This window comes from Streptomyces mobaraensis, assembly GCF_020099395.1.
In the GTDB taxonomy this organism is placed as follows: Bacteria; Actinomycetota; Actinomycetes; order Streptomycetales; family Streptomycetaceae; genus Streptomyces.
Map to the genome: position 1 here is coordinate 4,483,985 of NZ_CP083590.1, position 23,989 is coordinate 4,507,973.

The window sequence follows — 23,989 nt, forward strand, 5'->3', positions numbered from 1 at the left end:
GCGGCCCGATCACCCTTCCGTGGCAAGGGACTTGATCAATGTGTACTCGGTGACGCCCGGAGGGTAGTCCTCCACCGTGGCCACCACCTGGTAGCCCTGCTTGCGGTAGAAGTCCGGGGCCTGGAAGTCCCAGGTCTCCACGCGGCTGCCGACGCAGCCGTGCCGCCGGCGGGCGCTCTCCTCGGCAGCGGCCACGAGCCGCCCGCCGAGTCCCGTGCCGCGGTGCCGCGCGTCGACCCAGAGGAAGCCGATGTGCAGCCAGCGGTACTGGACGTGCCCGGTCAGTCCGCCGGCCAACTCCCCTTCGCCGTCAAGGGAGTAGAGCTCGACGGGGACGCTGTGTTCGGCGGCGGTGCCGCGCAGGGAGCGCATGACGGGGGATCGTTCGTTGTTGTCGGCGGCGAGTCGCCGTCGGATCACATCGCGTCGTTCCGCGTCGTTCACTACCTCAATACTGAACATAAAGCTCACGATAAACATCTGGGTCAAGCAGTTTTGCGAATCGGCTTCCGTTGTCGGACCCCGGCCGTACGCTGAGCACAGCGTCGGTGGGGGCCGACGCCGATCAGGGGGCGAGACAGGCAGGTACGTCGCCCGGGGTGGGGTAGTTGTCAGGGCACGGCGGCGGCCGTGCGCGTGCGACGGCTCCGTACCGGGCGCCGTACCCGCACTGCACGCCTCCCCGGATTTGGGGGTGGTTGTGGCACGTATTCGGGTATTGGTGGTCGACGACCACCGTATCTTCGCCGAGTCGCTCGCCGCCGCCCTCGCGGCCGAGCAGGACGTGGACGTCTCGGCGGCCGGCAGCGGGCCGGCGGCGCTGCGCGCTCTGGAGCGCGCGGCGGCGGAAGGGCGGCGTTACGACGTCCTGTTGATCGACGCCGATCTGGGCGCGTCGGCCGTGGAAGCGGCCCGGGTCCCGGAGCAGCGCCGGCCTCCAGGGCGGCCGCCGACGGGTCAGCCCGAGGGTGTGGTGGACGGGATTTCCCTGGTGGCCGGAGTGCGCTCCGGGCATCCGGGGGTGCGCACGGTGGTGCTGGCGGAGCGGGACGACCCGCGCCGGGCGGCGGCGGCGCTCCAGGCCGGGGCCGGCGGCTGGGTGGCGAAGGACTGTTCGCTCTCCCGCCTGCTCGCGGTGATACGAGGGGTGCTGCGGGACGAGACGCATCTGCCGCCCGCCCTGCTGACGGGCGTTCTGCGGGAGCTGACGGCCGCGCGCAAGCACCGTACGGAGAGCGAGCGCCTGGTGGAGTCGCTGACCCCGCGCGAGCGGGAGGTGCTGCGCTGCATGGTGGCCGGGCTCGGCCGGAAGGCCGTGGCCGAACGGCTCTTCCTCTCCCCGCACACGGTGCGGACGCATATGCAGAACGTCCTGGGCAAGCTGGGCGTGCACTCCACGCTCGCCGCCGTCGCGCTGGCCCGCAGGGCCGGGGTGGGCCCGGTCGACCTAGCCGGGGACGTTGTCGAACGGGGCGGTCAACTGGCGTAGCAGGGCCGCGAGTTCCACGCGCTGCGCGGTGGAGAGCTCGGCGAGGATCGCCCGCTCCTGGGCGAGCAGCCCGGCGAGCGCCTCGTCCGCGCGGTCCCGCCCCTCCTCCGTCAGCCGCACCAGGACACCGCGCCGGTCGTTGGGGTCGGGCTCCCGCCGGACCAGGCCCTTCTTGGCCAGCCGGTCGATGCGGTTGGTCATGGTGCCCGAGGTGACCAGCGTCTGCGTCAGCAACTGCCCGGGGGAGAGCTGATACGGCGCGCCCGCACGCCGCAGCGACGTCAGGACGTCGAACTCCCAGGGCTCCAACTGGTGCTCGGTGAACGCGATCCGCCGCGCCCGGTCGAGGTGCCGGGCGAGCCTGCTGACCCGGCTCAAGACCTCCAGCGGCTCCACGTCGAGGTCCGGGCGCTCCCGGCGCCATGCTGCGACCAGCCGATCGACCTCGTCCTCCATGAGATCAGTGTAGTGGGTCTGTCGACATGAAGTCTCTTGACGTCAAGATACTGACGGGAGGATGCTGGACCCGGCAGAGCCCTCCACCCTCCTCACCCCCAGGAGGCCCCCCATGCCCCACACCCCGACCTGGGACCCACGGCAGTACCTCCGCCACTCCGGCCCCCGCACCCGCCCCTTCCACGATCTGCTCGCCCGCGTCCCCGACCCGCCCGGCCCCGGCCCGGCCCGGATCACGGACCTCGGCTGCGGCCCGGGCAACGCCACCGCGCTGCTCGCCCAGCGCTGGCCCGACGCTCTGATCACCGGGCTCGACAACTCCCCCGAGATGCTCCGCGCGGCCGCCGCGCACGCGGGCCCCACCAGCGGCGGCGGCCGGATCTCCTTCGCCGCCGCCGACGCGGCCCACTGGACCCCCGACGGCCCGCTCGACCTGATCATCGCGAACGCCCTGCTCCAGTGGGTGCCGGATCACCCCGCGTCCTTCCCCGCCTGGGCCGGGGCGCTCACCCCCGGAGGCGTCCTCGCCTTCCAGGTGCCCGGCAACCAGAACGCGCCCTCGCACACCCTGATGCGCCGCCTCTGCGACACCCCACGTCGGCGCGACCGCCTCGCCGGCGCCGCCCGAGGCCCCGTCCACGTCCTCGACCCGGCCGCCTACCTCACCGTGCTCACCGACCTGGGCCTCACCGTCGACGCCTGGGAAACCACCTACACCCACCTGCTCCCCGGCCCCGACCCCGTCCTCGACTGGATCAAGGGCACCGGCCTCCGCCCGGTCCTCACCGCCCTCGCCGACGACCCGGAGGAACGGGAGGAGTTCCTCGCCGAGTACGCGGCCCTCCTCCGCGAGGCGTATCCACCGGGCCCGCACGGGACGGTCTTCCCGTTCCGGCGGATCTTCGTGGTGGCGCGGAAACCGGGGGGTGAGGAGGGGAAACGATGATCCGATCACCCTTTCGCGTGATGACGCGCGGACCGGCTGTGCGGGCCGTCGGGGGCTCATAGCGTTCGCGGCGTCGCTTGTGCCGCAATGGCGCCCGCGCCCAGACTGAAGGAGGAGGTGCTTCACGATGACCGCACTCGCGCACGAGGTGATCCCGGTGGCGGATGACGAACCGGTGGCCGATCTGGACACGTTTCTGTGGGAGACGTGGAAGGCCATGGATCTCCCCGAGGGCTACCGCGCTGAGATCATCGAGGGGTCCATCGAGGTGTCGCCCACTGGCAACCGTCGCCACGCCATTGTCATCAACCGCCTGCGACGTGCACTTGACGCACATCTGGAGGATTCCGGGCATGCGCCCGTCCAGGACGCGAACCTGATGCACCGCCGCAAGGGGTGGATCCCGGACCTCCTCATCGCACCCGCCGACCTGGACGAGATTCCCGACGAGGAAGGGCTCGGCATCGACGCGGCCGGGGTCAGCGCCGTCATCGAGGTCGTCTCGCCCGGTCGTCGCAACCAGGAGCGCGACCGCGTCCGCAAGCGTCGCGAATACGCCCGAGCCGGAATTCCGCTCTACATCCTCGTTGACGACCACGACGGTGACGGCGCGGTGGTCCTGCTGAGCTCGCCGGTCGTGGAGAAGGAGGACTACCTCGACGAGCACCGCGTCCCCTACGGCACCGACGCCGTCATCCCCTCCGGCCCGGCCAAAGGCTTCGCCATCGGCGCGGCGGTCACCGCGCCCTGACCGCCCGTCCCCGCCGCCCTCCCGTGCCGCTCCGCCGGAGGGGCGGCTCAGCTTTTGCGGTGGCCCACCAGGCGCGGCCGCTGCTCCAGGCCGTCGAGGCCGTGCCAGGCGAGGTTGACCAGGTGGGCCGCGACCTCCGCCTTCTTGGGCTTGCGGACGTCGAGCCACCACTGGCCCGTCAGGGCCACCATGCCGACCAGGGCCTGCGCGTACAGCGGGGCGAGCTTCTGGTCGAAGCCGCGGGTCTTGAACTCCAGACCCAGGATGTCCTCCACCTGCGTGGCGATGTCGCTGATCAGTGAGGCGAAGGTGCCCGTCGACTGGGCGACGGGGGAGTCGCGGACGAGGATGCGGAAGCCGTCCGTATAGGTCTCGATGTAGTCGAGCAGGGCGAAGGCGGCCTGTTCCAGGAGCTCGCGCGGGTGACCCGCGGTGAGGGCGCCCGTCACCATGTCGAGGAGCTGCCGCATCTCGCGGTCGACGACCACCGCGTACAGCCCCTCCTTGCCGCCGAAGTGCTCGTACACCACCGGCTTGGAGACCCCGGCCTTGGCCGCGATCTCCTCCACCGACGTGCCCTCGAACCCCCGCTCGGCGAAGAGTGTGCGACCGATGTCCAGCAACTGCTCCCGGCGCTCCGCGCCGGTCATCCGCACCCGGCGGGTGCGTCTGGCCCCCTGCGCGGGAGTCAGGTCCTTCTTACCGGAGGTTTTGCTGTCGATCGCCACGCCGTCCATCATGCCGCCTGAGCGGCGTCCTTCTGTTCGCCGTCGGCCGCCCGGGCGCTCTCCTCGCCGGGCCGCGGCTTGCGCCGCGCGGCGATGCGGCCCGCGCTCGGCCAGCGCACGTCGTACGCCCAGCCGGCCAGCTCGAACCAGCGGATGAGGCGGGCGCTGGAGTCCAGCTGGCCCCGCAGCACCCCGTGCCGCGCCGAGGTCGGGTCGGCGTGGTGCAGGTTGTGCCAGGACTCGCCGCAGGACAGGATCGCCAGCCACCACACGTTCCCGGAGCGGTCCCGGGACTTGAACGGCCGCTTGCCGACCGCGTGGCAGATCGAGTTGATCGACCAGGTCACATGGTGCAGCAGCGCCACCCGGACCAGTGAACCCCAGAAGAACGCGGTCACCGCCCCCTGCCACGACCACGTCACCAGCCCGCCCACCAGCGGCGGGATCAGCAGCGAGATCGTCGTCCAGAGGACGAACGTACGGGAGACGAAGCGGATCGCCGGGTCCTTGATGAGGTCCGGCGCGTACTTGTGCTGCGGCGTCTGCTCCTCGTCGAACATCCAGCCGACATGCGCCCACCACAGCCCCTTCATCAGGGCCGGCACGGTCTCCCCGTAACGCCACGGCGAGTGCGGATCCCCCTCGGCGTCGGAGAACTTGTGGTGCTTGCGGTGGTCCGCCACCCAGCGGACCACCGGCCCCTCCACCGCCAGCGAACCCATGATCGCCAGGGCGACGCGCAGCGGCCGTTTGGCCTTGAACGAGCCATGGGTGAAGTAACGGTGGTACCCGATGGTGATTCCGTGGCAGCCGATGAAGTACATCGCCGTCATCAGCCCCAGGTCGAGCCAGCTGACCCCCCAGCCCCAGGCCAGGGGGACCGCGGCGAGCAGGGCGACGAAGGGGATGGTGATGAACAGCAGCAGCGTGATCTGTTCGATCGACCGCTTGCTGTCACCACCCAGCGTGGCGACGGGGAGCGGGGCCTCCTGGGCCTTCGGCACATCCTCGATCAGGTCGGGGCTTGCAGTCATGGATTCCCTCGTGGGGGTCGGGGAGCTGGCTACGGTTCCGTAACCTACGGCAACGTAAGTATGGCAGGGCCCCGGCGGGGGGCAAGAGGGCTGTCGGCCGCCACCGGGCGCGCCGGGTGGCGACCTATGCTGGTGGGCGTCGGACAGCGCGGTCCGCCACCCCTCCAGACGTGCTCGGAAACACCGCTAGGAGCAGCACCTGTGAGCAGTGCCGACCCCACCAGCCTCGAAGCACAAAGCGGCGCCGCACTCCGCGCCGACATCCGCCGCCTGGGCGACCTCCTCGGCGCGACCCTCGTCCGCCAGGAGGGCGAAGAGCTCCTCGCCCTGGTCGAACGGGTCCGGGCGCTCACCCGGACCGACGGCGAGGCCGCCGCCCGCCTGCTGGGGGAGACCGACCCCGAGACCGCCGCCAAGCTGGTCCGCGCCTTCTCCACCTACTTCCACCTGGCCAACGTCACCGAACAGGTGCACCGCGCCCACGAGCTCGGCGCCCGCCGCGACGCCGAGGGCTCGATCCTGGCCCGCACCGCGGACCAGCTGAAGGACGCCGACCCCGAGCACCTCAAGGAAGCCGTCGAGCACCTCGGCGTCCGCCCCGTCTTCACCGCGCACCCCACCGAAGCCGCCCGTCGCAGCGTCCTCAACAAGCTCCTGCGCATCGCCGAACTCCTGGGCCACCAGGCCACCGGCGAGGGCGAGAAGCGCCGCACCGACCTCCGCCTCGCCGAGAACATCGACCTGCTCTGGCAGACCGACGAGCTCCGCGTCGCCCGCCCGGAGCCCACCGACGAGGCCCGCAACGCCATCTACTACCTGGACGAGCTCCACACCGGCGCCGTCGGCGATGTCCTGGAGGACCTGGCCGCCGAGCTCGACCGGGTCGGCGTCCCGCTGCCCGCCACCACCCGCCCGCTCACCTTCGGCACCTGGATCGGCGGCGACCGCGACGGCAACCCCAACGTCACCCCCCAGGTCACCTGGGACGTGCTGATCCTCCAGCACGAACACGGCATCACCGACGCCGTCGAACTCGTCGACAAGCTCCGCGTCGCCCTCTCCAACTCCATCCGCAACAGCGGCGCCACCGAGGAACTGCTCGCCTCCCTCCAGCGCGACCTCGAACTCCTCCCGGAGATCAGCCCCCGCTACAAGCGCCTCAACGCCGAGGAGCCCTACCGGCTCAAGGCCACCTGCATCCGCCAGAAGCTCCTCAACACCCGCGAGCGCCTGGCCCACAACACCCCCCACCAGGAAGGCCGCGACTACCTCGGCACCGCCGACCTGCTCGCCGACCTCCAGCTCATCCAGGACTCGCTGCGCGCCCACCGCGGCGGCCTCATCGCCGACGGCCGGCTGGAGCGCGCCCTGCGCACCCTCGCCGCGTTCGGCCTCCACCTCGCCACCATGGACGTCCGCGAGCACGCCGACGCCCACCACCACGCCCTCGGCCAGCTCTTCGACCGGCTCGGCGAGGAATCCTGGCGCTACGCCGACATGCCGCGCGAGTACCGCCGCAAGCTCCTCGCCAAGGAGCTGCGCTCCCGCCGCCCGCTCGCCCCCAGCCCGGCCCCCCTCGACGCGGCCGGCGCCAAGACCCTCGGCGTCTTCCACACCGTCCGCGAGGCCCTGGACCGCTTCGGCCCCGAGGTCGTCGAGTCGTACATCATCTCCATGTGCCAGGGCGCCGACGACGTCTTCGCCGCCGCCGTCCTCGCCCGCGAGGCCGGGCTGATGGACCTGCACGGCGGCTGGGCGAAGATCGGCATCGTCCCGCTGCTGGAGACCACCGACGAGCTCCGCGAAGCCGACCGGATCCTCGACGACATGCTCGCCGACCCCTCCTACCGGCGGCTCGTCGCCCTCCGCGGCGACGTCCAGGAGGTCATGCTCGGCTACTCGGACTCCTCCAAGTTCGGCGGCATCACCACCAGCCAGTGGGAGATCCACCGCGCCCAGCGCCGGCTCCGCGACGTCGCCCACCGCTACGGCGTCCGCCTCCGGCTGTTCCACGGCCGCGGCGGCACCGTCGGCCGCGGCGGCGGCCCCACCCACGACGCGATCCTCGCCCAGCCCTGGGGCACCCTCGACGGCGAGATCAAGGTCACCGAACAGGGCGAGGTCATCTCCGACAAGTACCTCATCCCGGCCCTCGCCCGGGAGAACCTCGAACTGACCGTCGCCGCCACCCTCCAGGCGTCCGCCCTGCACACCGCGCCCCGCCAGTCCGACGAGGCGCTCGCCCGCTGGGACGCCGCCATGGACACGGTGTCCGACGCGGCGCACGGCGCGTACCGGCGCCTGGTCGAGGACCCCGACCTCCCGGCGTACTTCTTCGCCTCCACCCCCGTGGACCAGCTCGCCGAACTCCACCTCGGCTCCCGCCCGTCCCGCCGCCCCGACTCCGGCGCCGGCCTCGACGGACTCCGGGCCATCCCCTGGGTCTTCGGCTGGACCCAGTCCCGGCAGATCGTCCCCGGCTGGTACGGCGTCGGCTCCGGTCTCAAGGCCGCCCGCGAGGCCGGACTCGACACGGTCCTGGAAGAGATGCACGAGCGCTGGCACTTCTTCCGCAACTTCCTCTCCAACGTGGAGATGACCCTCGCGAAGACCGACCTGCGCATCGCCCGGCACTACGTCGACACACTCGTCCCCGACGAGCTCAAGCACGTCTTCGAAGCGATCAAGGCCGAGCACGAGCTGACCGTCCAGGAGGTGCTGCGCATCACCGGCGAGCGCGAACTCCTCGACTCCAACCCGGTGTTGCGGCAGACCTTCCACATCCGGGACGCCTACCTCGACCCGATCTCCTACCTCCAGGTCACGCTGCTGCACCGACAGCGGCAGGCGGCGGCCCGTGGGGAGGAGCCCGATCCGCTGCTGGCCCGGGCGTTGCTGCTCACGGTGAACGGTGTGGCGGCGGGGTTGCGCAACACGGGCTGAGGCCGTGGTGGGGCGCCTGCGGCGGGCGGCGCCCCGGTCCCTCCCCCAGACCCCCTTGTCCTCAAACGCCGGACGGGCTGACTTGTCAGCCCGTCCGGCGTTTGAGGACGCGCGCCGCAGGCGCGCTTGGGGGGTGCGGGGGCTCGCCCCCGCAAGAAATGGGAAGGGGCGGGGCTGGGGCAAACCCCCTACGAGTTGTACGTGCTCTGAGCCCGCTCCAACCCATCCACGATCAGCGACTCGACCGCATCCGCGGCCCGGTCCACCTCAAAGGCAAGATCCTTCCGCTCGGCGGAAGAGAAATCCTTCAGCACGAAGTCGGCGACCTGCATCCGCCCCGGCGGCCGCCCGATCCCGAACCGCACCCGGCAGTAGTCGGCCCCCATCGCCTTGGTGATCGACTTCAGACCGTTGTGCCCGTTGTCGCCCCCGCCCAGCTTCAGCCGCAACTGCCCGAAGTCGATGTCCAGCTCGTCGTGCACCGCGACGATCCGCTCGACGGGCACCTTGTAGAAGTCGCGCAGCGCGGCCGTCGGCCCGCCGGACAGGTTCATGAAGGACATCGGCTTGGCGATCACGACGCGGCGGCTCGACGGGCCGGGCGGTCCCAGTCGTCCCTCCACGACCTGGGCGCGAGCCTTGTGCGCCTTGAACTTCGCGCCGATCCGCTCCGCGAGCAGGTCGGCGACCATGAAGCCCACGTTGTGCCGGTTGCCCGCGTACTCGCCACCGGGGTTGCCCAGGCCCACGATCAGCCAGGGGCCCGTGCTCGTGGCGTCCGTCGTCGTCATCCGCATAACTCCTTCATACACAGACCGCCGCCCCGCTCCGGGTCAGGAGCGGGGCGGCGGCCGGAGGAAAGTGAGGCTCAGCGCGAGGCTCAGGCCTCGGCGCCCTCGGCGGCCTCGTCCGCCGGAGCGGCCTGGCCGGCGACGACGTGCAGGACGACCGCGTCGGCGTCCACGGCCAGCTCGACACCGGCCGGCAGGACGACGTCCTTGGCGAGGACGGAGGCACCGGCCTCCAGGCCCGCGATGGAGACGACGACGGCCTCGGGGATGTGGGTGGCCTCGGCCAGGACCGGCAGGGCGGTCAGGGTGTGCTCGAGCAGGTTGCCGCCGGGGGCCAGGTCACCCTCGGTCTGGACCGGAACCTCGACGGTGACCTTCTCGCCGCGCTCGACGACCAGCAGGTCGACGTGCTCCAGGAAGCCCTTCAGCGGGTCACGCTGGACCTGCTTGGGGATGACGAGCTCGTCGCGGCCCTCGATGTCCAGGGAGAGCAGGACGTTGGGGGTCTTGAGCGCCATCATCAGGTCGTGGCCCGGGAGGGACACGTGGACGGGCTCGCCACCGTGGCCGTAGATGACGGCGGGAACCTGGTTGGCGCGGCGGATGCGGCGGGCGGAGCCCTTGCCGAACTCGGTGCGGACGGCGGCGGCGAGCTTGATCTCGGCCATGGTGCACTCCTCGGAGGTCGTGTGCGGACAGGGTCACCCGGCCCACGAACGGCCTGCTACGAAGAGCGCGTCGATAACGGACCGCCACACCGAGACGAAAACGGTGCGGCCTCCCTCGCCGAGCAACTCCAGGAGTCTACCCGGCGCGGGAGGCCGCACCGAAATCGATCTACGATCTGCGACCTACGACGGCCGTCAGGCCTGCTCGTCGAAGAGGCTCGTCACCGAACCGTCCTCGAAGACCTCGCGCACCGCGCGGGCGATCGTCGGGGCGATCGACAGCACCGTGATCTTGTCGAGCTCCAGCTCGTCCGGGGTCGGCAGGGTGTTGGTGAACACGAACTCGCTGACCTTGGAGTTCTTCAGCCGGTCCGCGGCCGGGCCGGAGAGCACACCGTGGGTGGCGGTGACGATGACGTCCGCGGCACCGTGGGCGAACAGGGCGTCCGCCGCGGCGCAGATGGTGCCACCGGTGTCGATCATGTCGTCCACCAGTACGCAGACACGATCCTTCACGTCACCGACGACCTCGTGCACCGTGACCTGGTTGGCGACATCCTTGTCGCGGCGCTTGTGGACGATCGCCAGCGGGGCACCGAGCCGGTCGCACCAGCGGTCGGCGACGCGCACGCGGCCGGCGTCCGGGGAGACGACGGTCAGCTTGTCGCGGTCGACCTTGGCGCCCACGTAGTCCGCCAGGATCGGCAGCGCGAACAGGTGGTCCACCGGGCCGTCGAAGAAGCCCTGGATCTGGTCGGTGTGCAGGTCGACCGTGAGGAGGCGGTCGGCACCGGCGGTCTTCATCAGGTCCGCGATGAGACGGGCCGAGATGGGCTCGCGGCCGCGGTGCTTCTTGTCCTGACGGGCGTAGCCGTAGAACGGCAGGATCACGGTGATGCTCCGCGCGGAGGCCCGCTTCAGAGCGTCGATCATGATCAGCTGTTCCATGACCCACTTGTTGATGGGAGCCGTGTGGCTCTGCATCAGAAAGCAGTCGGCGCCGCGCGCGGATTCCTGGAAGCGGACGTAGATCTCACCGTTGGCGAAGTCGAAGGCCTTGGTCGGGACCAGGCCGACGCCCAGCTGATGCGCGACCTCCTCGGCAAGCTCGGGGTGGGCGCGGCCGGAGAAGAGCATCAGCTTCTTCTCGCCGGTCGTCTTGATCCCGGTCACAGCACAGTCTCCTTGGATGTCGCATTGTGTGCGCTTATCACGGTACGCCCCGTTCGACGCTGCCGTTGTCAGGTCACTGCTCCCCGTCGTGCTCCTGGAGAGCGGCGGAAGCGGCCTGTGCGGCGGCGCTTCCCGGGCGCTTTCGAGCCACCCAGCCCTCGATATTCCGCTGCTGACCGCGTGCGACGGCGAGCGAACCCGGGGGCACATCCTTGGTGATGACGGAGCCGGCGGCGGTGTACACGCCGTCCCCGATCGTGACCGGAGCCACAAACATGTTGTCGCTGCCGGTGCGGCAGTGCGAGCCGATCGTCGTGTGGTGCTTGTTCACACCGTCGTAGTTCACGAAGACGCTCGCGGCACCGATGTTGGTGTGATCGCCGATCGTGGCGTCGCCCACATAGGAGAGATGCGGCACCTTCGTGCCCTCGCCGACCTCGGCGTTCTTCATCTCCACATACGCGCCGGCCTTCGACTTGCGGCCGAGCTTCGTCCCGGGCCGCAGATAGGCATACGGACCGACCAGGGCCCCCTCGCCGACCACCGCGCCGTCGGCCACCGAGTTGTCCACCCGGGCCCCGGCCGCGACCGTGGTGTCCGTCAGCCGCGTGTTCGGGCCGACCTCGGCGCCGGTGGCCACATGCGTGGCGCCCAGCAGCTGCGTCCCCGGGTGCACCAGCGCGTCCGCCTCGAACGTCACCGTGACGTCCACCCACGTCGTCGCCGGGTCCACGACCGTCACACCGGCCATCATCGCGTCGTGCAGCAGCCGCTCGTTGAGCAGCCGGCGGGCCTCCGCCAGCTGGACACGGTTGTTGATGCCCAGGATCTCCCGGTGGTCGTCGGCGACCGCCGCGCCCACCCGGTGCCCGGCCTCGCGCAGGATCCCCAGCACGTCGGTGAGGTACTCCTCACCCTGGCTGTTGTCCGTCCGCACCTTGCCCAGCGCGTCCGCCAGCAGCCGGCCGTCGAACGCGAACACCCCGGAATTGATCTCGCGGATCGCCCGCTGCGTCTCGGTGGCGTCCTTGTGCTCGACGATCTCCGTCACCGCACCCGTCGCCTCGTCCCGGACGATCCGCCCGTACCCCGTCGAGTCCGGCACCTCGGCCGACAGCACGGTCACCGCGTTGCCGTCGGCGGCGTGGGTCTCGGCCAGGCGCCGCAGGGTGGTGCCGGTGAGCAGCGGGGTGTCACCGCAGACGACGATCACGGTGCCGTCGGGACGGATGCCCTCACGGGACAGCTCCTCCAGGCCCATGCGCACCGCGTGCCCGGTGCCGTTCTGCTCCAGCTGGACGGCGGTGCGGACATCGGGGTCGATCTCGCCGAGGTGCGCCGACACCTGCTCCCTGGCGTGCCCGACGATCACGACGAGCTGCTCCGGCTCCAGCTCGCGCGCGGCGGCGACGACATGCCCGACGAGGGACCGGCCGCAGATCGAGTGCAGGACCTTGGGGGTCGCCGACTTCATGCGGGTGCCCTCACCCGCTGCGAGAACGACGACGGCTGCCGGGCGGTTGGCGCTCACGGGTGTGCCCTTCGGCTTCGGGGTTACGAGGGGGTGACATCCGCAGGATACCGGTGCGTAGAAGGGCCGGAACGCGGACGGGTCCTGACCTGGGCGGTCAGGACCCGAACCTGGATGGCTCCCTCGCCAGGACTCGAACCTGGAATAAGTCATCCAAAGTGACCAGTGTTGCCGATTACACCACGAGGGATAGCAAGCCGTCCCAAAAGGGACATTGTGCTAGGCGGATTGCCTGGCCCCCAACACTATGCCGTACCACCACCCTTCGATGCGACGGTATAGATCGGCTCCCCCGCGAACCCGGACGACGAGACAGCCCCGATACGCGTCCCCGACGTTCTTGCGGACCGTTTTCGGGTTGTGCTTCTTGAGTGTCGTTTTGTCGAGTCCGGACTTGTCGATTCCGATCTGTCCGGCCCAGTACCGCTCGGCGCCCTCGACGTCCGCCGACTCGTGGATCATGACGCGGTAGGCCAGCCGGTCCGGCTCGACACCCAGCAGCCGCAGCCAGGCGAGATACAGCGTGATCATTCCCACGTCGCTGTTGACGAAGGTGACGGCTTCATGTCGGCGATGCGGCTTGTCCTTGGTTCCCTCCGACCAGTAGAGCCCCACGCCGATCAGGAACAGCTCCCGGTCCGTCAGGTGGCCGATCTCGCACGCCGCGTCCAGCTTCGTCTGCCGCCGCTCGACGTCACGTCGCCGCAGGGTGGCCTCCCAGCCCCGGCGTGCGATCTCCGACGCCTCTTCCCTGGTCCGTGGCGCGGGTTTCGGCAGGTCCCGCACCCACAGGGAAATCGAGCTCTTCGAGCAGCCCAGCTCCAGCTGGATCCGGTCATAGGTCATGCCCTGTGCGCGCAGCTCCCTGGCCCTTGCCCGCAGGTCGTCCTTGGCGCGGGGGCGCTTCGTCCACTCCGGGGGCGGCTCTCCTTCCAGCAGGCGGTTGAGGAGGTCGTTGTTGCCGATGCCGAGCCGGTCGCGGATCTGCCGTCGGCTCAGCCCTTCCCCGCGGAGGAGTATGGCTTGTTCTCGTAGCGCCTCGAACGTGTGTGACCCGTCGCGCAGGCCGCCCACCCCGTCGCCGTCACGGCGTCGTGCCTCGGTCATGGAACCAGCTTGGCTTCGGGCGGAGGAGGTTTGGGCGAATGCCTGAGCGATTCACCAGTTCGAGCGAAGGGGGCGGCCATTCGCTTCCGCTCCTGCCGTTTGCGTGCTGCTGTCAGTTTTTCGAAAACCGTTGGCCCGCCCCCGTAGTCTGGGTGGTATGACCACAACGGGGGCAATCACGGAGGCGGGCGCCCGGGGCGCGCCCGCGGGGCCGTGGTGGTGGGCCAGGCGGCGGGGCATGGTGCTGGACGTCGTCCTGGCGTTGATGTCGGTGATCGAGTGCACCTTCGAGGGGCTCTCGTTCGCGCATGAGGTGGGGGCTCCGGGGGTGCTCGGAGCGCTGGCGGGGATACCGGTCGGCGGCGCGCTGCTGGTGCGCCGGAAGTGGCCGGCGGCGGTGGTGCTGGTGTCGATCGCCGTCACCCCGGCCGAGATGGGCGTCCTGCTCGGGATCGTGGGGCTCTACACCCTCGCCGCGGCGGACGTGCCGCGGCGGATCGTCGTCGTCCTCGCGGTGGCCTCTATGGCCGGGACGCTGCTCGTCTCCGCCGCCCGGTTCCACCGCGACGCCACGGCCTCGGGTCTGGAGTCGAGCCTGGTCACGGCGGTCCTCTTCTCCTCCGTCATGGCCCTGGGGCTGACGGCGCCGCCGCTGCTCCTCGGCCTGTACGTGGGCGCCCGCCGCAGGCTGGTGGAGAGCCTGCGCGAGCGGGCCGACGGGCTGGAGCGGGAGCTGTCGCTGCTGGCCGAACGGGCCGAGGAGCGCGCCGAGTGGGCCCGCAGCGAGGAGCGGACGCGGATCGCCCGCGAGATGCACGACGTGGTGGCGCACCGGGTCTCCCTGATGGTGGTGCACGCGGCGGCGCTCCAGGCGGTGGCTTTGAAGGATCCGGAGAAGGCGTCCCGGAACGCCGAGCTCGTCGGTGACATGGGCCGGCAGGCGCTGACCGAGCTGCGCGAGATGCTCGGTGTGCTGCGCGCCAAGCCCGACGGCGCGGCGGAACCGGCGGCGGCGCAGGAGCCCGAGCGGCTGGCGGCGGTGGCCGCGGCGGCCTCGGCGCGGGTGCGGCGGTCCGCCGACGCCTTGGCCACGGGTGCCGCGGACGGGCCGCGCCTCGTCCAACTCGCGGATCTGGTGGGGCAGTCGCGGCAGGCGGGGATGGCCGTCGAGTTCTCGGTCGAGGGTGAGCAGCGCACGTACACCGCCCGGGTGGAGAGCACCGCGTACCGCGTGGTGCAGGAGGCGCTGACCAATGTCCACAAGCACGCGCCCGGGGCCGCGGCCCGGGTGCGGGTCGCGCACCGGGAGGGCGAGGTGGCCCTCCAGGTGGAGAACGGGCCGTCGGACGGCGGGACGGACGCGGGGCTGCCGAGCGGCGGCAACGGTCTGGTCGGGATGCGGGAGCGGGTGACGGCGCTGGGCGGCGTGTTCGTCTCCGGGCCCACGGACCGGGGCGGGTTCCGGGTCTCGGCCGTGATTCCGGACGCGGCGGAGGCGGCGGACGCGGCGTGAACAGCCCGTCTGGGGAGGTTTGAGGACCTCGCGGGGGCGCGGTCGCGATGCGGGGTCCGGGGGCTTCGCCCCCGGGAAACGGCGGAGGGGTGGGGCCGGGGTACGGCCGCCCGCAGGGCGCAGCCCCGCGCCGCCGCTCAGCGGCCGCAGCCGCTTCGGCCGCCTCAGCCGTCTCAGCCGCCGAACGTGAGCCGAGCCGGCCGCGTCCCCGTCACCAGCGCCCCGATCGCGTGGTCGATGTCGGAGCCGAGGAACCAGTCGCCGGTGTGGTCCAGGCTGTAGACCCGCCCGTGGGCGTCGATGGTGAGGAGCGCCTGCCCGTCGAGCTCCTGCCCGAGCGGGCAGACCTCGGTGCCGAGCGCGCGGCCGAGGTCGGCGACGGTCCGGGCGAGGTGCAGTCCGTGCAGCGGGTCGATGTGGAACGGGGTCGGCGCGATGTGCTTGCCCGCGCCCGGCCCCGCGACGCGCAGTCCGCCGAACTCGGCCCACGCCTCGACGGCGGCGGGGAAGACGGTGTGCCGGTGTCCGGCGGGCGACACATGGGCGCGGAGGGCGTCGGCCCACTTCTCGGCGGCCTTGATGTCCCAGCGGCCGGGCTGCCAGCCCGCCTCGCGCAGGGCGGCGTCGACGGCGACGGGGAACCGGGTGGCTGCGGTGCGGTCGAAAGCGCGCATGGAGGTCAGGGCCTGCCTCGTTCCGTGGTGGTGGGGTCGATGGCGCGGACGCCGAAGTGGGCGAGGAGCGCGGTGCAGGACCGGCAGGGCGGGGCGTAGGCGCCGTGCCGGGGATCGCCGTCCTCGCGGATGTGCCGGGCGGTGATCTTCGACTGCTTGAGCGCGCGGCGGGCCTCGCCGTGGGTGAGCGGTTTGCGGGAGGCACGTTTGCTGCGGCCCGCCTCGTGGGTGGTGAGGAAGCGGGTGAGGAGCAGCGCCTCGGGGCAGCGGCCGGTGAAGCGCTCGCGGCGGTCGCTGGTGAGTGTGTCCAGGAAGTCCTGGACGAGGGGGTGCAGGGCGGGTGGCTGTTCTGCCTTGCCCGCGGTGCAGGTCAGCGTGGTGCCGCGGACGGAGAGCGCGGCGGCGACGGCGGGCAGGATGCCGTCGCGGCGGTGGAGCAGCACCGGTGGACGGTCGGCGTCCTCGGTGGCGCTCCAGCTGAGCCGGGGGTCGCCGGGCGCGGCGGTCCGACCGTCGGTGCTCCCGGTCAGGGGTTGGTGGTCCTGTGTTGTGTGCATGGTGGTTCTTCCCTCCCTGCAATCCCCCTGTTGCGGGGATCAGCCTGCCAAACGGGGTGGTGGGAGTGGAAGGCAGGGCGGTGTTGCGTGTGTCTGGTGTGCCGGAATAGGTGAGAGGGACGCGAGTCGTGGCACGGGGGTGAGGCGGTCGCGGTGTGGGGGTTTGCCGGGGCGTGAGGGGTTTCTGCGGTTCTCCCGGGTCCGGTGCGGTCGGCCGTGTTCCGGGCCGGGCCTCTCCGGACTGGGCGCTGCCGGACTGGGCGCCTTCGGGATCGGCGTGCGCTCCGGCCGGACGCCTTCGGGACCGGCGTGCGCTCCGGCCGGACGCCTCCGGGACCGGCGTGCGCTCCGGCCGCGTACGCGTGCGCCCGGGCGCTCCGTCGCGTACGGCGTCCCTCCCCGGCGGAGGCCGGAACCCGGGCCGGTGGCGCGGGCGTTCTCCGCAGGAGAGCGTCCTCCCCACCCACGGGCGGGGAGCCGTCTTGCGGCACCGCATAGGCTGTCCGTCACGAGGCCGTCCCGGCCGCGGGATCCGTCACCCGCCGCCGGGACCGCGAACGTCGCAGAACACGCCAGCCAAGCAGGGGGCATCCGCCATGACGACAGGTCGGCTCGGGCAGCAGGCCGCGCCACCGAACACGGCCTACGCCGGGCAGGTCGTGCACTTCCCGGACCCCGTCCGGCACGGCCGTTACCCCCAGGGCGTGCGGGTGGACGAGGACGGGTACCCCGACTTCTCCCCGTACGCCCGCGCCGCCGCCGAGATCGCGGATCCGCCGGAGGGCTTCGGCGTGGACGAGCTGCGGCTGACCGACTACGTCTCCGCCAACGCCGCGCTGCACGCGGAGGGCCACGAACTCTGGGCGAGCCTGCACCCGGTGGCCACCCCGCACGGCTGGACCTGGCACCACGTGGCCGGAACGCGCCGGCTGGAGCTGGTGCCGGCCGAGGTGAAGGCGCTGCTGCGGCACCACGGCGGGCTGGCGACGGCCGCCGTGGACCAGGAGAAGCGCGGCACCCGGCCGCTCCAGGAGACCCGGCCGGTGCACTTCGCGCTCCCGCAGCGGGAACTGGCCGTGACGGAGGAGCAGGTGCAGGGCGTCGAGGAGGACCTCGGCTACCGGCTGCCCGGCGCCTACCGGGCGTTCCTCAAGGCGGCCGGCGGCTGCGCCCCGGTGGGCGCCGCGCTCGACGCGGAGCTGGGACTGCTGCTGGACCAGCCGTTCTTCACGGTCCGCGAGGAGGCGGCGGTCAACGACCTCGTCTACGTCAACAAGTGCCTGCGCGACCACTTCACCAAGGACTACCTCGGGGTGGCCTTCGTGCAGGGCGGTGTGCTGGCGGTCAAGGTGAAGGGCGAGGCGACCGGTTCGGTCTGGTTCTGCCCGTACGACGACGCCCGCGACCAGGACGGCTGGACGGTGCAGGAGCGGGTGGAGCGGCTGCTGCTGCCCTGTGGTGAGGACTTCGACGCCTTCCTGTCCCGGCTGGCGGGCGGACCGCCCGAGCTGGAGACGGTGGCGAACCTGATGGTCGACGGCGGCTTCGCGTACGCCGTCCCGGTGGAGGGGTGAGCGCGGTGGTGACCTTCGCGCAGGCTCAGGAGCGCGCGGAGCGCTGGGTCAACGGCGACGTTCCGGCGTATCTGCACCGCGAGGTGAAGGTGCGCGAGTTCGACCTGGGCTTCGTCGCCTGGGCCGAGGACCGCGAGGGCGTGGCCTCCACGGACAGCGCCCGCTCGCGGCTGGTGATCGCGCGCGACAGCGGGGAGACCACGCTGTGGCCCGGGCTGCCGGTCGGCGAGGTGATCCGGCGGTACGAGGAGGAGTACGGCACCGCGGCCGAGCCGGCGCCGGTGGCGGACGAGCCGCCGCGGCGGGTGGACCTGAACGCGACGTCGTTCCTGCTGAGCCCGCCGCAGTGGCTCCAGGACGCGGCCGACGCGATGGGCATCCCGGACCGCAAGCGCGAGCGGGAGCCGGAGCGGGAGCGGGACTCCGCGGCGGCGCGGTCCGGTTCCGCTGAGGCGGATGACACGTCGGGCGGGGTGGGCGCGGCGGCTGCGACGGGTACGTCCGGTGTGCCGGGTGCGTCCGGCGGTACGTCCGGCGGAGGCCCCGCCGGTGCGACGGGCTCCGGGGCGGCCGCTCCCGCTTCTGCTCCCGCATCGAGTGGTGCGTCCGGTGCGTCCGGTGCGCCCAGGGCGGACAAGGCCCCGGGCCCAGAGAACGCGTCCACTTCGACCCCCTCCCCTTCCCCTTCTGCCTCCCCTTCTCAGGCGCCGGCCCCCGAGCCCGTCTGGGCGGGTGCCGACGTCTCGACGCATGCGGACGACGACACCGGGAACCTGCCCGCGACCGTCCTCGCGCCGGCGCTGTCCGGTTCGGACGCCGACGACACGCCCCCGCCGGGCGTGCGGCCGGACGCGAAGACCGAGCTGATGCCCGGGGGCAGTTCGCTGCCGCGAACGCGGCTGGCCCCCGCGATCGAGGAGCCCGGCGGCTCGCGTCCGGCGCCGGGCGCTCCGGCCGGACCGCCGGCCGCGCCTGGTCCCGTCGTCCCGCCGCAGGCGCCGAACGTGCCGCCCGCGGGCCCGGCCGCGCCGCCGGCCGCCCCCAACGCCCCTGCGGGCGCCGGTGGTTCGGGTCACCAGGTGCCCGCCGGCGGGTCGGCCGCCTACGCGGCGACGATGCTCGCGACGCCGGGCACTCCCGGGATGCCCGGGATGCCGGGGGCGCCCGGTGGCCCGGCGGGTCCTGGCGCCGCACCCGCCGCGTCCGCCCCGCCCGGCCCTGGAGCGGGCCCGTCCGCCCCGGGCGTCCCGCCCGTACCGGCCGCGCCCGCGGCCCCCGGCGTACCCCCTGCGCAGCCGGGGACGCCGCCCGCCGCGCCCGGGACGCCGCCGGGCGGTGTGCACGCCGCCGCGACGATGCTCGCCGGGGCCAACGTGCCGGGGGCCCCGAACGTACCCGCCGCACCCGGCGCACCGGGAGTCCCCGGAGCCCCGGCCGCGCCGAACTCCGCCGGCGCACCGGGCGGTTCCACGCCCCCCGGCGCCCCCGGAGGCCCCGGCGTACACCCGCCGGCCGCCCCCGGCGCCCCGGGCGCCGCTCCCGGCGCCGCCGCGCCGGGCCCGCACGCTCCCGGCGCACCGGGCGCGCCCGGAGCCCCGGGCGCCCCGGCGGGCGGCGTGCACGCCGCGGCGACGATGCTCGCGAGCCCCGGTGCGCCGGGTGTCCCGCCGGTGCCCAACGCCCCGCAGCCGCCCGGCGGTTACGGCTACCCGCAGCCGCCGGCCGGTGTCCCGACCGTCGGCCCCGGCTATATGGCCGTTCTCCGCTACCGCGCCCAGGACGGTTCGGAGCAGCAGGTCATCCGGCGCAGCGCGCCGGGCACCCCGCACCCGGAGTGGCAGATCCTGCACGAGCTGCGGTCGATGAACGTGCCGCCACAGCAGGTGCTGGAGCTCCACACCGAGCTGGAGTCCTGCGACCTGCCGGGCGGTTACTGCGCGCGGATGGTCCGTGAGACCTGGCCGCAGGTGCGCGTCAGCCACACCGCGGCGTACGGCAGCGATCACGCCGGCCGCCAGCAGGGCGTACGCCACCTGCTGGAGCACCAGGGCGAGCTGCACCAGGTCGCCGGCGCCCCCGCCCGTCCGGCCCCGAACCGGGTGCCGCTGCCGCAGCCGCACCAGGTGCGCCCGGCCCCGCCGGCCGCGGTCGAGGCCATCGCGCAGGAACTGCTGGAATCGTTCGGTCCGCAGGGCGTCTTCCGTTTCGACCAGCGTGCCGTGTCCCGGCAGGGCGTCCCGGACGTGGTGGCGCAGACGCTGGTGTGGGCGGGGCTGCCGGCCGACTTCGGGCCGTTCTTCTGGGCGCAGGCCCAGCCGGGCCGCCCGGTGCCGACGCTCGCGGAACTGGCGGTCGAGCGCGGGGTCCAGCCGGCGTCGGACGCCGGTTCGTACCTGGTGATGGGCAGCGACTTCGGACGGCAGCTCTGCGTCCAGTACGGTACGGCGCACATCGTGGCCGTCCCGCTGGAGGCGGGCCCCGACGGACGGCCGGCCGTGCCGCAGTTCGTCAACACGAGCCTTCCTCAGTTCGTACGCTCTTTGGCGTTGCTCGGGCGCATGTGGCGCTGGCGCTACGGTCTGACGCCGGAGCAGGCTGGGCGCTGGACCGTGGACTTCCAGGACCAGATCGCCGCGCTGGACCCGGTGGCCTTCTCGTCGCCGGAGAACTGGTGGGCGGTGCTGCTGGAGCAGATGTGGGACGGTCTCTTCTAGCGGCCGGCCGGGATTCGACGGCGGCAGGGCGCTCGGCCCCGCGCACGGGGGACCGGGCGCTCTGCGCTGCCGGTCGGCGCATCCTTGACAGAACAACCAGGCGGAGTGTCGTGTTTTGGGCACTTCCCTCGTGCGGGAATGATGTGCGCCTGACCGCGTCGCAGACCGGGTTTCCGGATATAAGGGGCTACAAGCATGAGTGCATCGGTGTCACCTGACGGTTTCACTGTCGTACGAGGCCGCGGCTACCGGCCTGACCAGGTTGAGCGCGCTCTCGCCGAGTTCGCGCGGCAGCGCGACACCTCCTGGGAGCGCGCGGCGCGGCTCACCGTCCTCGCGCGGGAGATGGAGGACGAGGTCCAGCGCCTCCGGCAGGTGGTGGCGCAGCTGCCCCCGCAGACGTACGAGACGCTGGGGCCCCGCGCCCAGGGCCTGATCGCCACCGCGGAGGCGGAGGCGCTCGGCCTGAAGGAGCGGACGGACGCCGAGGCCGCCGAGATGCACGACGCGGCGGGCGCCTACGCCCGCAAGGTCCGCGACGCCGCCCACGAGTACCAGGTCGAGGTGCGGGCGGAGGCCGAGGAGTGGGCCCGGCAGGCGCAACTCGCGGCTCAGACGGTCGCGGACGAGCTCCGCGCGACGGCCCGTCAGGACGCCAAGCAGTGGCGCGCCGACGCCGAGGCGGCCCTTCAGGAGATGCGGGAACGCACCGCCGCGATGCTGGCCGACCAGGAGAAGGAGCACGCCGAGCGCTGGGAGGCGGCGGGCCGCGAGGACGCCGAGCGCGAGGCCGCGATGGACGCGCGGGTGGCCGCCATGGAGGAGTACGCGCGGTCCACCCTCAACGAGGCGCAGCGCCGGTACGCGGACGCCGAGGAGGCGGCGCGGCACGGCCAGGAGGACGCGGAGGCGCAGGCCGCGTCGCTGATCGCGCAGGCCCGGGTACGGGAGGAGCGGATCGCGCGGGAGACCGAGCGGGTGCTCCGGGAGCACGAGGAGCGGCGCGAGGAGTTGCGATCGCACATGGCCCACGTGCGGCACAGCCTCGCCGCCCTGACGGGCAAGCCGGTGGCCGAGGACCCGGCGCTGGGCGACTGAGGCGCCGTACGTCCCGTCCGCCGCGGGGTGGGGTGGACGGGACGTACGGGGTGGTGGCCGCGGTCAGCCGGTGGTGCGGGTGGCGGTGGCCTTGGGGCTCGGGGAAGCGGAGGCGGGTGCGCCCTTCTTGCCGCTGTCCTTGGTGTCCTTCTTGTCGCCCTTGCCGGTGTCCTTGCCCTTGTCGCCGGGCTTGCCGGATTCGGTGGGCTGGCCGGGCTTGGGGGTGACGGTCAGGGGCAGGGAAAGCTGGACGCCGTCACCGGTGGTGAGGAGAAGCGTGAAGCTGCCTGTCCGGTCGTCGGCGAAGAGCGGCGGTAGATCCACCTTGCCGTCGTCTCCCGTGGTGACCGTCACCGTGCGGGGCCGGTTGTCGCCCTCCTTGAAGTACGGACCGGTCTTCGCCGCCTTGCCGTCCTTGAGAACGGTCGCCGTGATCTTCACCTTGGCTACCGGCTTGCTCTTGCCCTCGCCCTTGGCGTTGGCCTGGAGGCTGATCGGCTGCCCGAAGGAGGCACCCACGGTGGCCGACAAGGGGGTGTTGCCGGGCCGGACGATCTCGTCGGCCTTGGGCGGCGTCGGTTCCGTGACGACCGCGGTGAAGTCGACGGCCGTACTGCTCCGGTCGCCGATGGTCGCGCGGACCGTGTAGGTCCCGGACTTGTCACCGGCGGTGAGGCCCTTCACCGTGGCCAGGCCGTCCTTGCCGGTGGTGGCGGTGACGGTGGCGGTGGTGGTCCGGCCGTCGCGGAAGCGCGGGCCGTTCTTGCCGATGACCTCGAACTGCACCCGGGTGCCTGTGACGGGTTCCCCGTCGGCGGTGACCGCGCGCACCGTCAGGGACGGGAAAGCTTTGCCCGTGTCGGCCGTCACTTCCTGATCGCTCTTCAGCTCCAGGCGGGAGGCCGTGGCCGGCGGCTTCGGCTTGTGGTCCCCGGGCTTGCCCTTGTCTCCGCCCGGCTTGTTCTGGTCGGGCTTCGGGTTGGGCTTGGGCGTCGTCGGCGTCGTGTTGCCCGGCGTGGGCCGGGACGGCGTCGTGGGCACGGTCGGCACCGTGGGCACGGTCGGGACCGTCGGAATCGTCGGCAGGGTCGTGCCGCCCGACGGCGACCCGACGGGCACATCGGACACGGCGCCCCCGCCGCCGCTCTGGTACGTGCGCATCCAGGCGAGCACCGTGTTGAGGTAGTCGCGGGAGGAGTTGTAGCGGAGGACGGCCTTCTCGACGTCCGCCTGCTTGCTCAGGTCGAGGCCGCCGGCGCACAGGTAGCGGGCGGTGCCGGCCGCCGCGTCGAAGATGTTGTTGGGGTCCTTCTGGCCGGTGCCGCGCCCGTCGGCCGCGTAGGCCTGCCAGGTGGACGGGATGAACTGCATCGGCCCGACGGCGTGGTCGAACTGCCGGTCGCCGTCGTACCGGCCGCCGTCCGTGTCGCGGACGAGCGCGAACTTCTCGCCCGTCAGGGGCGGGCCGATGATGGGCTTCGCGCTGGAGCCGTCGGCGCGGAGGCCGCCGCCCATGCCGCCGTGGTCGGACTCCACCTTGCCGATGCCCGCGATGAGTTCCCAGGGCACGTGGCAGGTGGGCCACTGCTCTCCGGCGAGCTTCTCGGCGTTCTTGTAGGCGGCCAGGGCTGTCGCGGGGATGCCGGTGGCCTTGTCCGGGCCGGCGTCGGGAGTGCCGCTGCCCGGCGCTCCCGGGGTGCCCGGCGGGGGGACGAGGTCGGGCAGGGCGAGGTTGGGGGAGCCATGCGGCAGTCTCTGCGGGTTGCCGGGCCCGGGGGCGGGGTCGCCGGCGTCCGCCGCGGTGTGCGGCGGGCTGGCGCCCACCGCCGCGGTGGTGAGGCTGGCGACGAGCAGAGCAGTGCACAGTCCCTGTCGGGAGACGCTGGCAGCGCGCGTACGAAGTATCTTCACTGAGGCTGCTTCCTTGGGAGACCGGCGGCCGGGCGCAGGGGAGGCTGTCGGACGCCCCCCCTCGGCCATAAACCCGAACACTAATTCCCTCAAGCCCCAATTGTCTTGCCCCCGGACGGGCTTCACGGTTTCTTCGCGACGCGTTCCCTCGGAAGGGACGGCGGTTCGGCCGTTTCCCTCGCGCACCATCGGCTCGCGACGCCCGGAAGAAAGCATTCCGATTCTGCACGACCCTGAGAAGGGGCCCGCTTTGGCGGTGCATCCCCTAGGGGTCGGCCCCTACGTCCCCACCGGTGGCGCTCGTCCCGCAGCAGGAGGAGTGGCGGTCCTT

At 72.4% G+C, this 23,989-nt stretch carries 20 protein-coding genes and 1 tRNA gene; 8 read left to right on the forward strand and 13 right to left on the reverse strand.

Annotation, left to right across the window (positions count from 1 at the left end; genetic code table 11):
* Positions 1–9 precede the first annotated feature (9 nt).
* On the reverse strand, positions 10–462 hold the full coding sequence (locus K7I03_RS19630) for a GNAT family N-acetyltransferase (protein ID WP_185942655.1): 453 nt from the start codon (positions 460–462) through the stop codon (positions 10–12).
* Between the two features lie 238 nt (positions 463–700).
* Between K7I03_RS19630 and K7I03_RS19635 the strand changes: the two genes are divergently transcribed.
* Entirely contained in the window at positions 701–1,489 is a 789-nt protein-coding gene (locus K7I03_RS19635) for a response regulator transcription factor (protein ID WP_224347122.1), read from the forward strand.
* Here K7I03_RS19635 and K7I03_RS19640 read toward each other — a convergent pair.
* Positions 1,448–1,945, reverse strand: coding sequence for a MarR family winged helix-turn-helix transcriptional regulator (locus K7I03_RS19640; RefSeq protein WP_185942657.1), 498 nt, complete (start codon positions 1,943–1,945; stop codon positions 1,448–1,450). The two genes, K7I03_RS19635 and K7I03_RS19640, sit on opposite strands and share 42 nt — an antisense overlap.
* A gap of 112 nt (positions 1,946–2,057) precedes the next feature.
* Between K7I03_RS19640 and K7I03_RS19645 the strand changes: the two genes are divergently transcribed.
* The gene (locus K7I03_RS19645) at positions 2,058–2,891 is read left to right on the forward strand and encodes a trans-aconitate 2-methyltransferase (RefSeq protein ID WP_185942658.1); all 834 of its coding nucleotides are present in this window, start codon (positions 2,058–2,060) and stop codon (positions 2,889–2,891) included.
* A 127-nt stretch (positions 2,892–3,018) separates the two neighbouring features.
* Positions 3,019–3,642: a Uma2 family endonuclease gene (locus K7I03_RS19650; protein ID WP_185942659.1), complete on the forward strand. Its 624-nt coding sequence runs from the start codon at positions 3,019–3,021 to the stop codon at positions 3,640–3,642.
* Between the two features lie 47 nt (positions 3,643–3,689).
* Here K7I03_RS19650 and K7I03_RS19655 read toward each other — a convergent pair whose 3' ends face one another.
* On the reverse strand, positions 3,690–4,382 hold the full coding sequence (locus tag K7I03_RS19655; RefSeq protein WP_185942660.1) for a TetR/AcrR family transcriptional regulator: 693 nt from the start codon (positions 4,380–4,382) through the stop codon (positions 3,690–3,692).
* On the reverse strand, positions 4,379–5,404 hold the full coding sequence (locus K7I03_RS19660; protein WP_185942661.1) for an acyl-CoA desaturase: 1,026 nt from the start codon (positions 5,402–5,404) through the stop codon (positions 4,379–4,381). The genes K7I03_RS19655 and K7I03_RS19660 overlap by 4 nt, the downstream gene beginning before the upstream one ends.
* A gap of 201 nt (positions 5,405–5,605) precedes the next feature.
* On the opposite strand from K7I03_RS19660, the gene ppc reads away from it, so the two are divergent.
* The gene (gene ppc, locus K7I03_RS19665; RefSeq protein ID WP_185942662.1) at positions 5,606–8,347 is read left to right on the forward strand and encodes a phosphoenolpyruvate carboxylase; all 2,742 of its coding nucleotides are present in this window, start codon (positions 5,606–5,608) and stop codon (positions 8,345–8,347) included.
* Positions 8,348–8,535: 188 nt separating this feature from the next.
* On the opposite strand, the gene pth is transcribed toward ppc, so the two are convergent.
* The 6 genes from pth to K7I03_RS19695 all read right to left on the reverse strand — a co-directional run bounded on the left by pth (position 8,536) and on the right by K7I03_RS19695 (position 13,617).
* Positions 8,536–9,138: an aminoacyl-tRNA hydrolase gene (gene pth / locus K7I03_RS19670; protein WP_185942663.1), complete on the reverse strand. Its 603-nt coding sequence runs from the start codon at positions 9,136–9,138 to the stop codon at positions 8,536–8,538.
* Positions 9,139–9,227: 89 nt separating this feature from the next.
* Positions 9,228–9,806, reverse strand: a complete 579-nt coding sequence (locus tag K7I03_RS19675) for a 50S ribosomal protein L25/general stress protein Ctc (RefSeq protein WP_185942664.1) — start codon at positions 9,804–9,806, stop codon at positions 9,228–9,230.
* A 195-nt stretch (positions 9,807–10,001) separates the two neighbouring features.
* Positions 10,002–10,979, reverse strand: a complete 978-nt coding sequence (locus K7I03_RS19680) for a ribose-phosphate diphosphokinase (RefSeq protein ID WP_185942665.1) — start codon at positions 10,977–10,979, stop codon at positions 10,002–10,004.
* A gap of 73 nt (positions 10,980–11,052) precedes the next feature.
* On the reverse strand, positions 11,053–12,510 hold the full coding sequence (gene glmU, locus K7I03_RS19685; RefSeq protein ID WP_185942666.1) for a bifunctional UDP-N-acetylglucosamine diphosphorylase/glucosamine-1-phosphate N-acetyltransferase GlmU: 1,458 nt from the start codon (positions 12,508–12,510) through the stop codon (positions 11,053–11,055).
* A 115-nt stretch (positions 12,511–12,625) separates the two neighbouring features.
* Positions 12,626–12,700, reverse strand: a tRNA-Gln gene (locus tag K7I03_RS19690).
* Positions 12,701–12,729: 29 nt separating this feature from the next.
* Positions 12,730–13,617 carry a hypothetical protein gene (locus K7I03_RS19695; protein ID WP_224347123.1) on the reverse strand — a complete coding sequence of 296 codons (888 nt, stop codon included), beginning with the start codon at positions 13,615–13,617 and terminating at the stop codon, positions 12,730–12,732.
* A 157-nt stretch (positions 13,618–13,774) separates the two neighbouring features.
* On the opposite strand from K7I03_RS19695, the gene K7I03_RS19700 reads away from it, so the two are divergent.
* On the forward strand, positions 13,775–15,130 hold the full coding sequence (locus K7I03_RS19700) for a sensor histidine kinase (protein WP_185942667.1): 1,356 nt from the start codon (positions 13,775–13,777) through the stop codon (positions 15,128–15,130).
* Between the two features lie 173 nt (positions 15,131–15,303).
* Here the strand turns inward: K7I03_RS19700 and K7I03_RS19705 are convergent, their stop codons facing one another.
* Together K7I03_RS19705 and K7I03_RS19710 are read right to left on the reverse strand one after the other, a co-directional pair.
* A complete protein-coding gene (locus K7I03_RS19705) occupies positions 15,304–15,804 on the reverse strand; it encodes an SUKH-3 domain-containing protein (RefSeq protein ID WP_185942668.1) in 501 nt (166 codons plus the stop codon).
* Positions 15,805–15,809: 5 nt separating this feature from the next.
* Positions 15,810–16,361: a YwqJ-related putative deaminase gene (locus K7I03_RS19710; RefSeq protein ID WP_224347124.1), complete on the reverse strand. Its 552-nt coding sequence runs from the start codon at positions 16,359–16,361 to the stop codon at positions 15,810–15,812.
* A 596-nt stretch (positions 16,362–16,957) separates the two neighbouring features.
* Here K7I03_RS19710 and K7I03_RS19715 point away from each other — a divergent pair.
* The 3 genes from K7I03_RS19715 to K7I03_RS19725 all read left to right on the forward strand — a co-directional run bounded on the left by K7I03_RS19715 (position 16,958) and on the right by K7I03_RS19725 (position 21,747).
* A complete protein-coding gene (locus tag K7I03_RS19715) occupies positions 16,958–17,935 on the forward strand; it encodes an SMI1/KNR4 family protein (RefSeq protein ID WP_004952601.1) in 978 nt (325 codons plus the stop codon).
* 5 nt (positions 17,936–17,940) lie between these two features.
* The gene (locus tag K7I03_RS19720) at positions 17,941–20,649 is read left to right on the forward strand and encodes an SUKH-4 family immunity protein (RefSeq protein ID WP_185942721.1); all 2,709 of its coding nucleotides are present in this window, start codon (positions 17,941–17,943) and stop codon (positions 20,647–20,649) included.
* 195 nt (positions 20,650–20,844) lie between these two features.
* The gene (locus K7I03_RS19725; RefSeq protein ID WP_185942669.1) at positions 20,845–21,747 is read left to right on the forward strand and encodes a coiled-coil domain-containing protein; all 903 of its coding nucleotides are present in this window, start codon (positions 20,845–20,847) and stop codon (positions 21,745–21,747) included.
* A gap of 63 nt (positions 21,748–21,810) precedes the next feature.
* On the opposite strand, the gene K7I03_RS19730 is transcribed toward K7I03_RS19725, so the two are convergent.
* On the reverse strand, positions 21,811–23,658 hold the full coding sequence (locus K7I03_RS19730) for a lytic transglycosylase domain-containing protein (RefSeq protein WP_185942670.1): 1,848 nt from the start codon (positions 23,656–23,658) through the stop codon (positions 21,811–21,813).
* Positions 23,659–23,989: the final 331 nt, after the last annotated feature.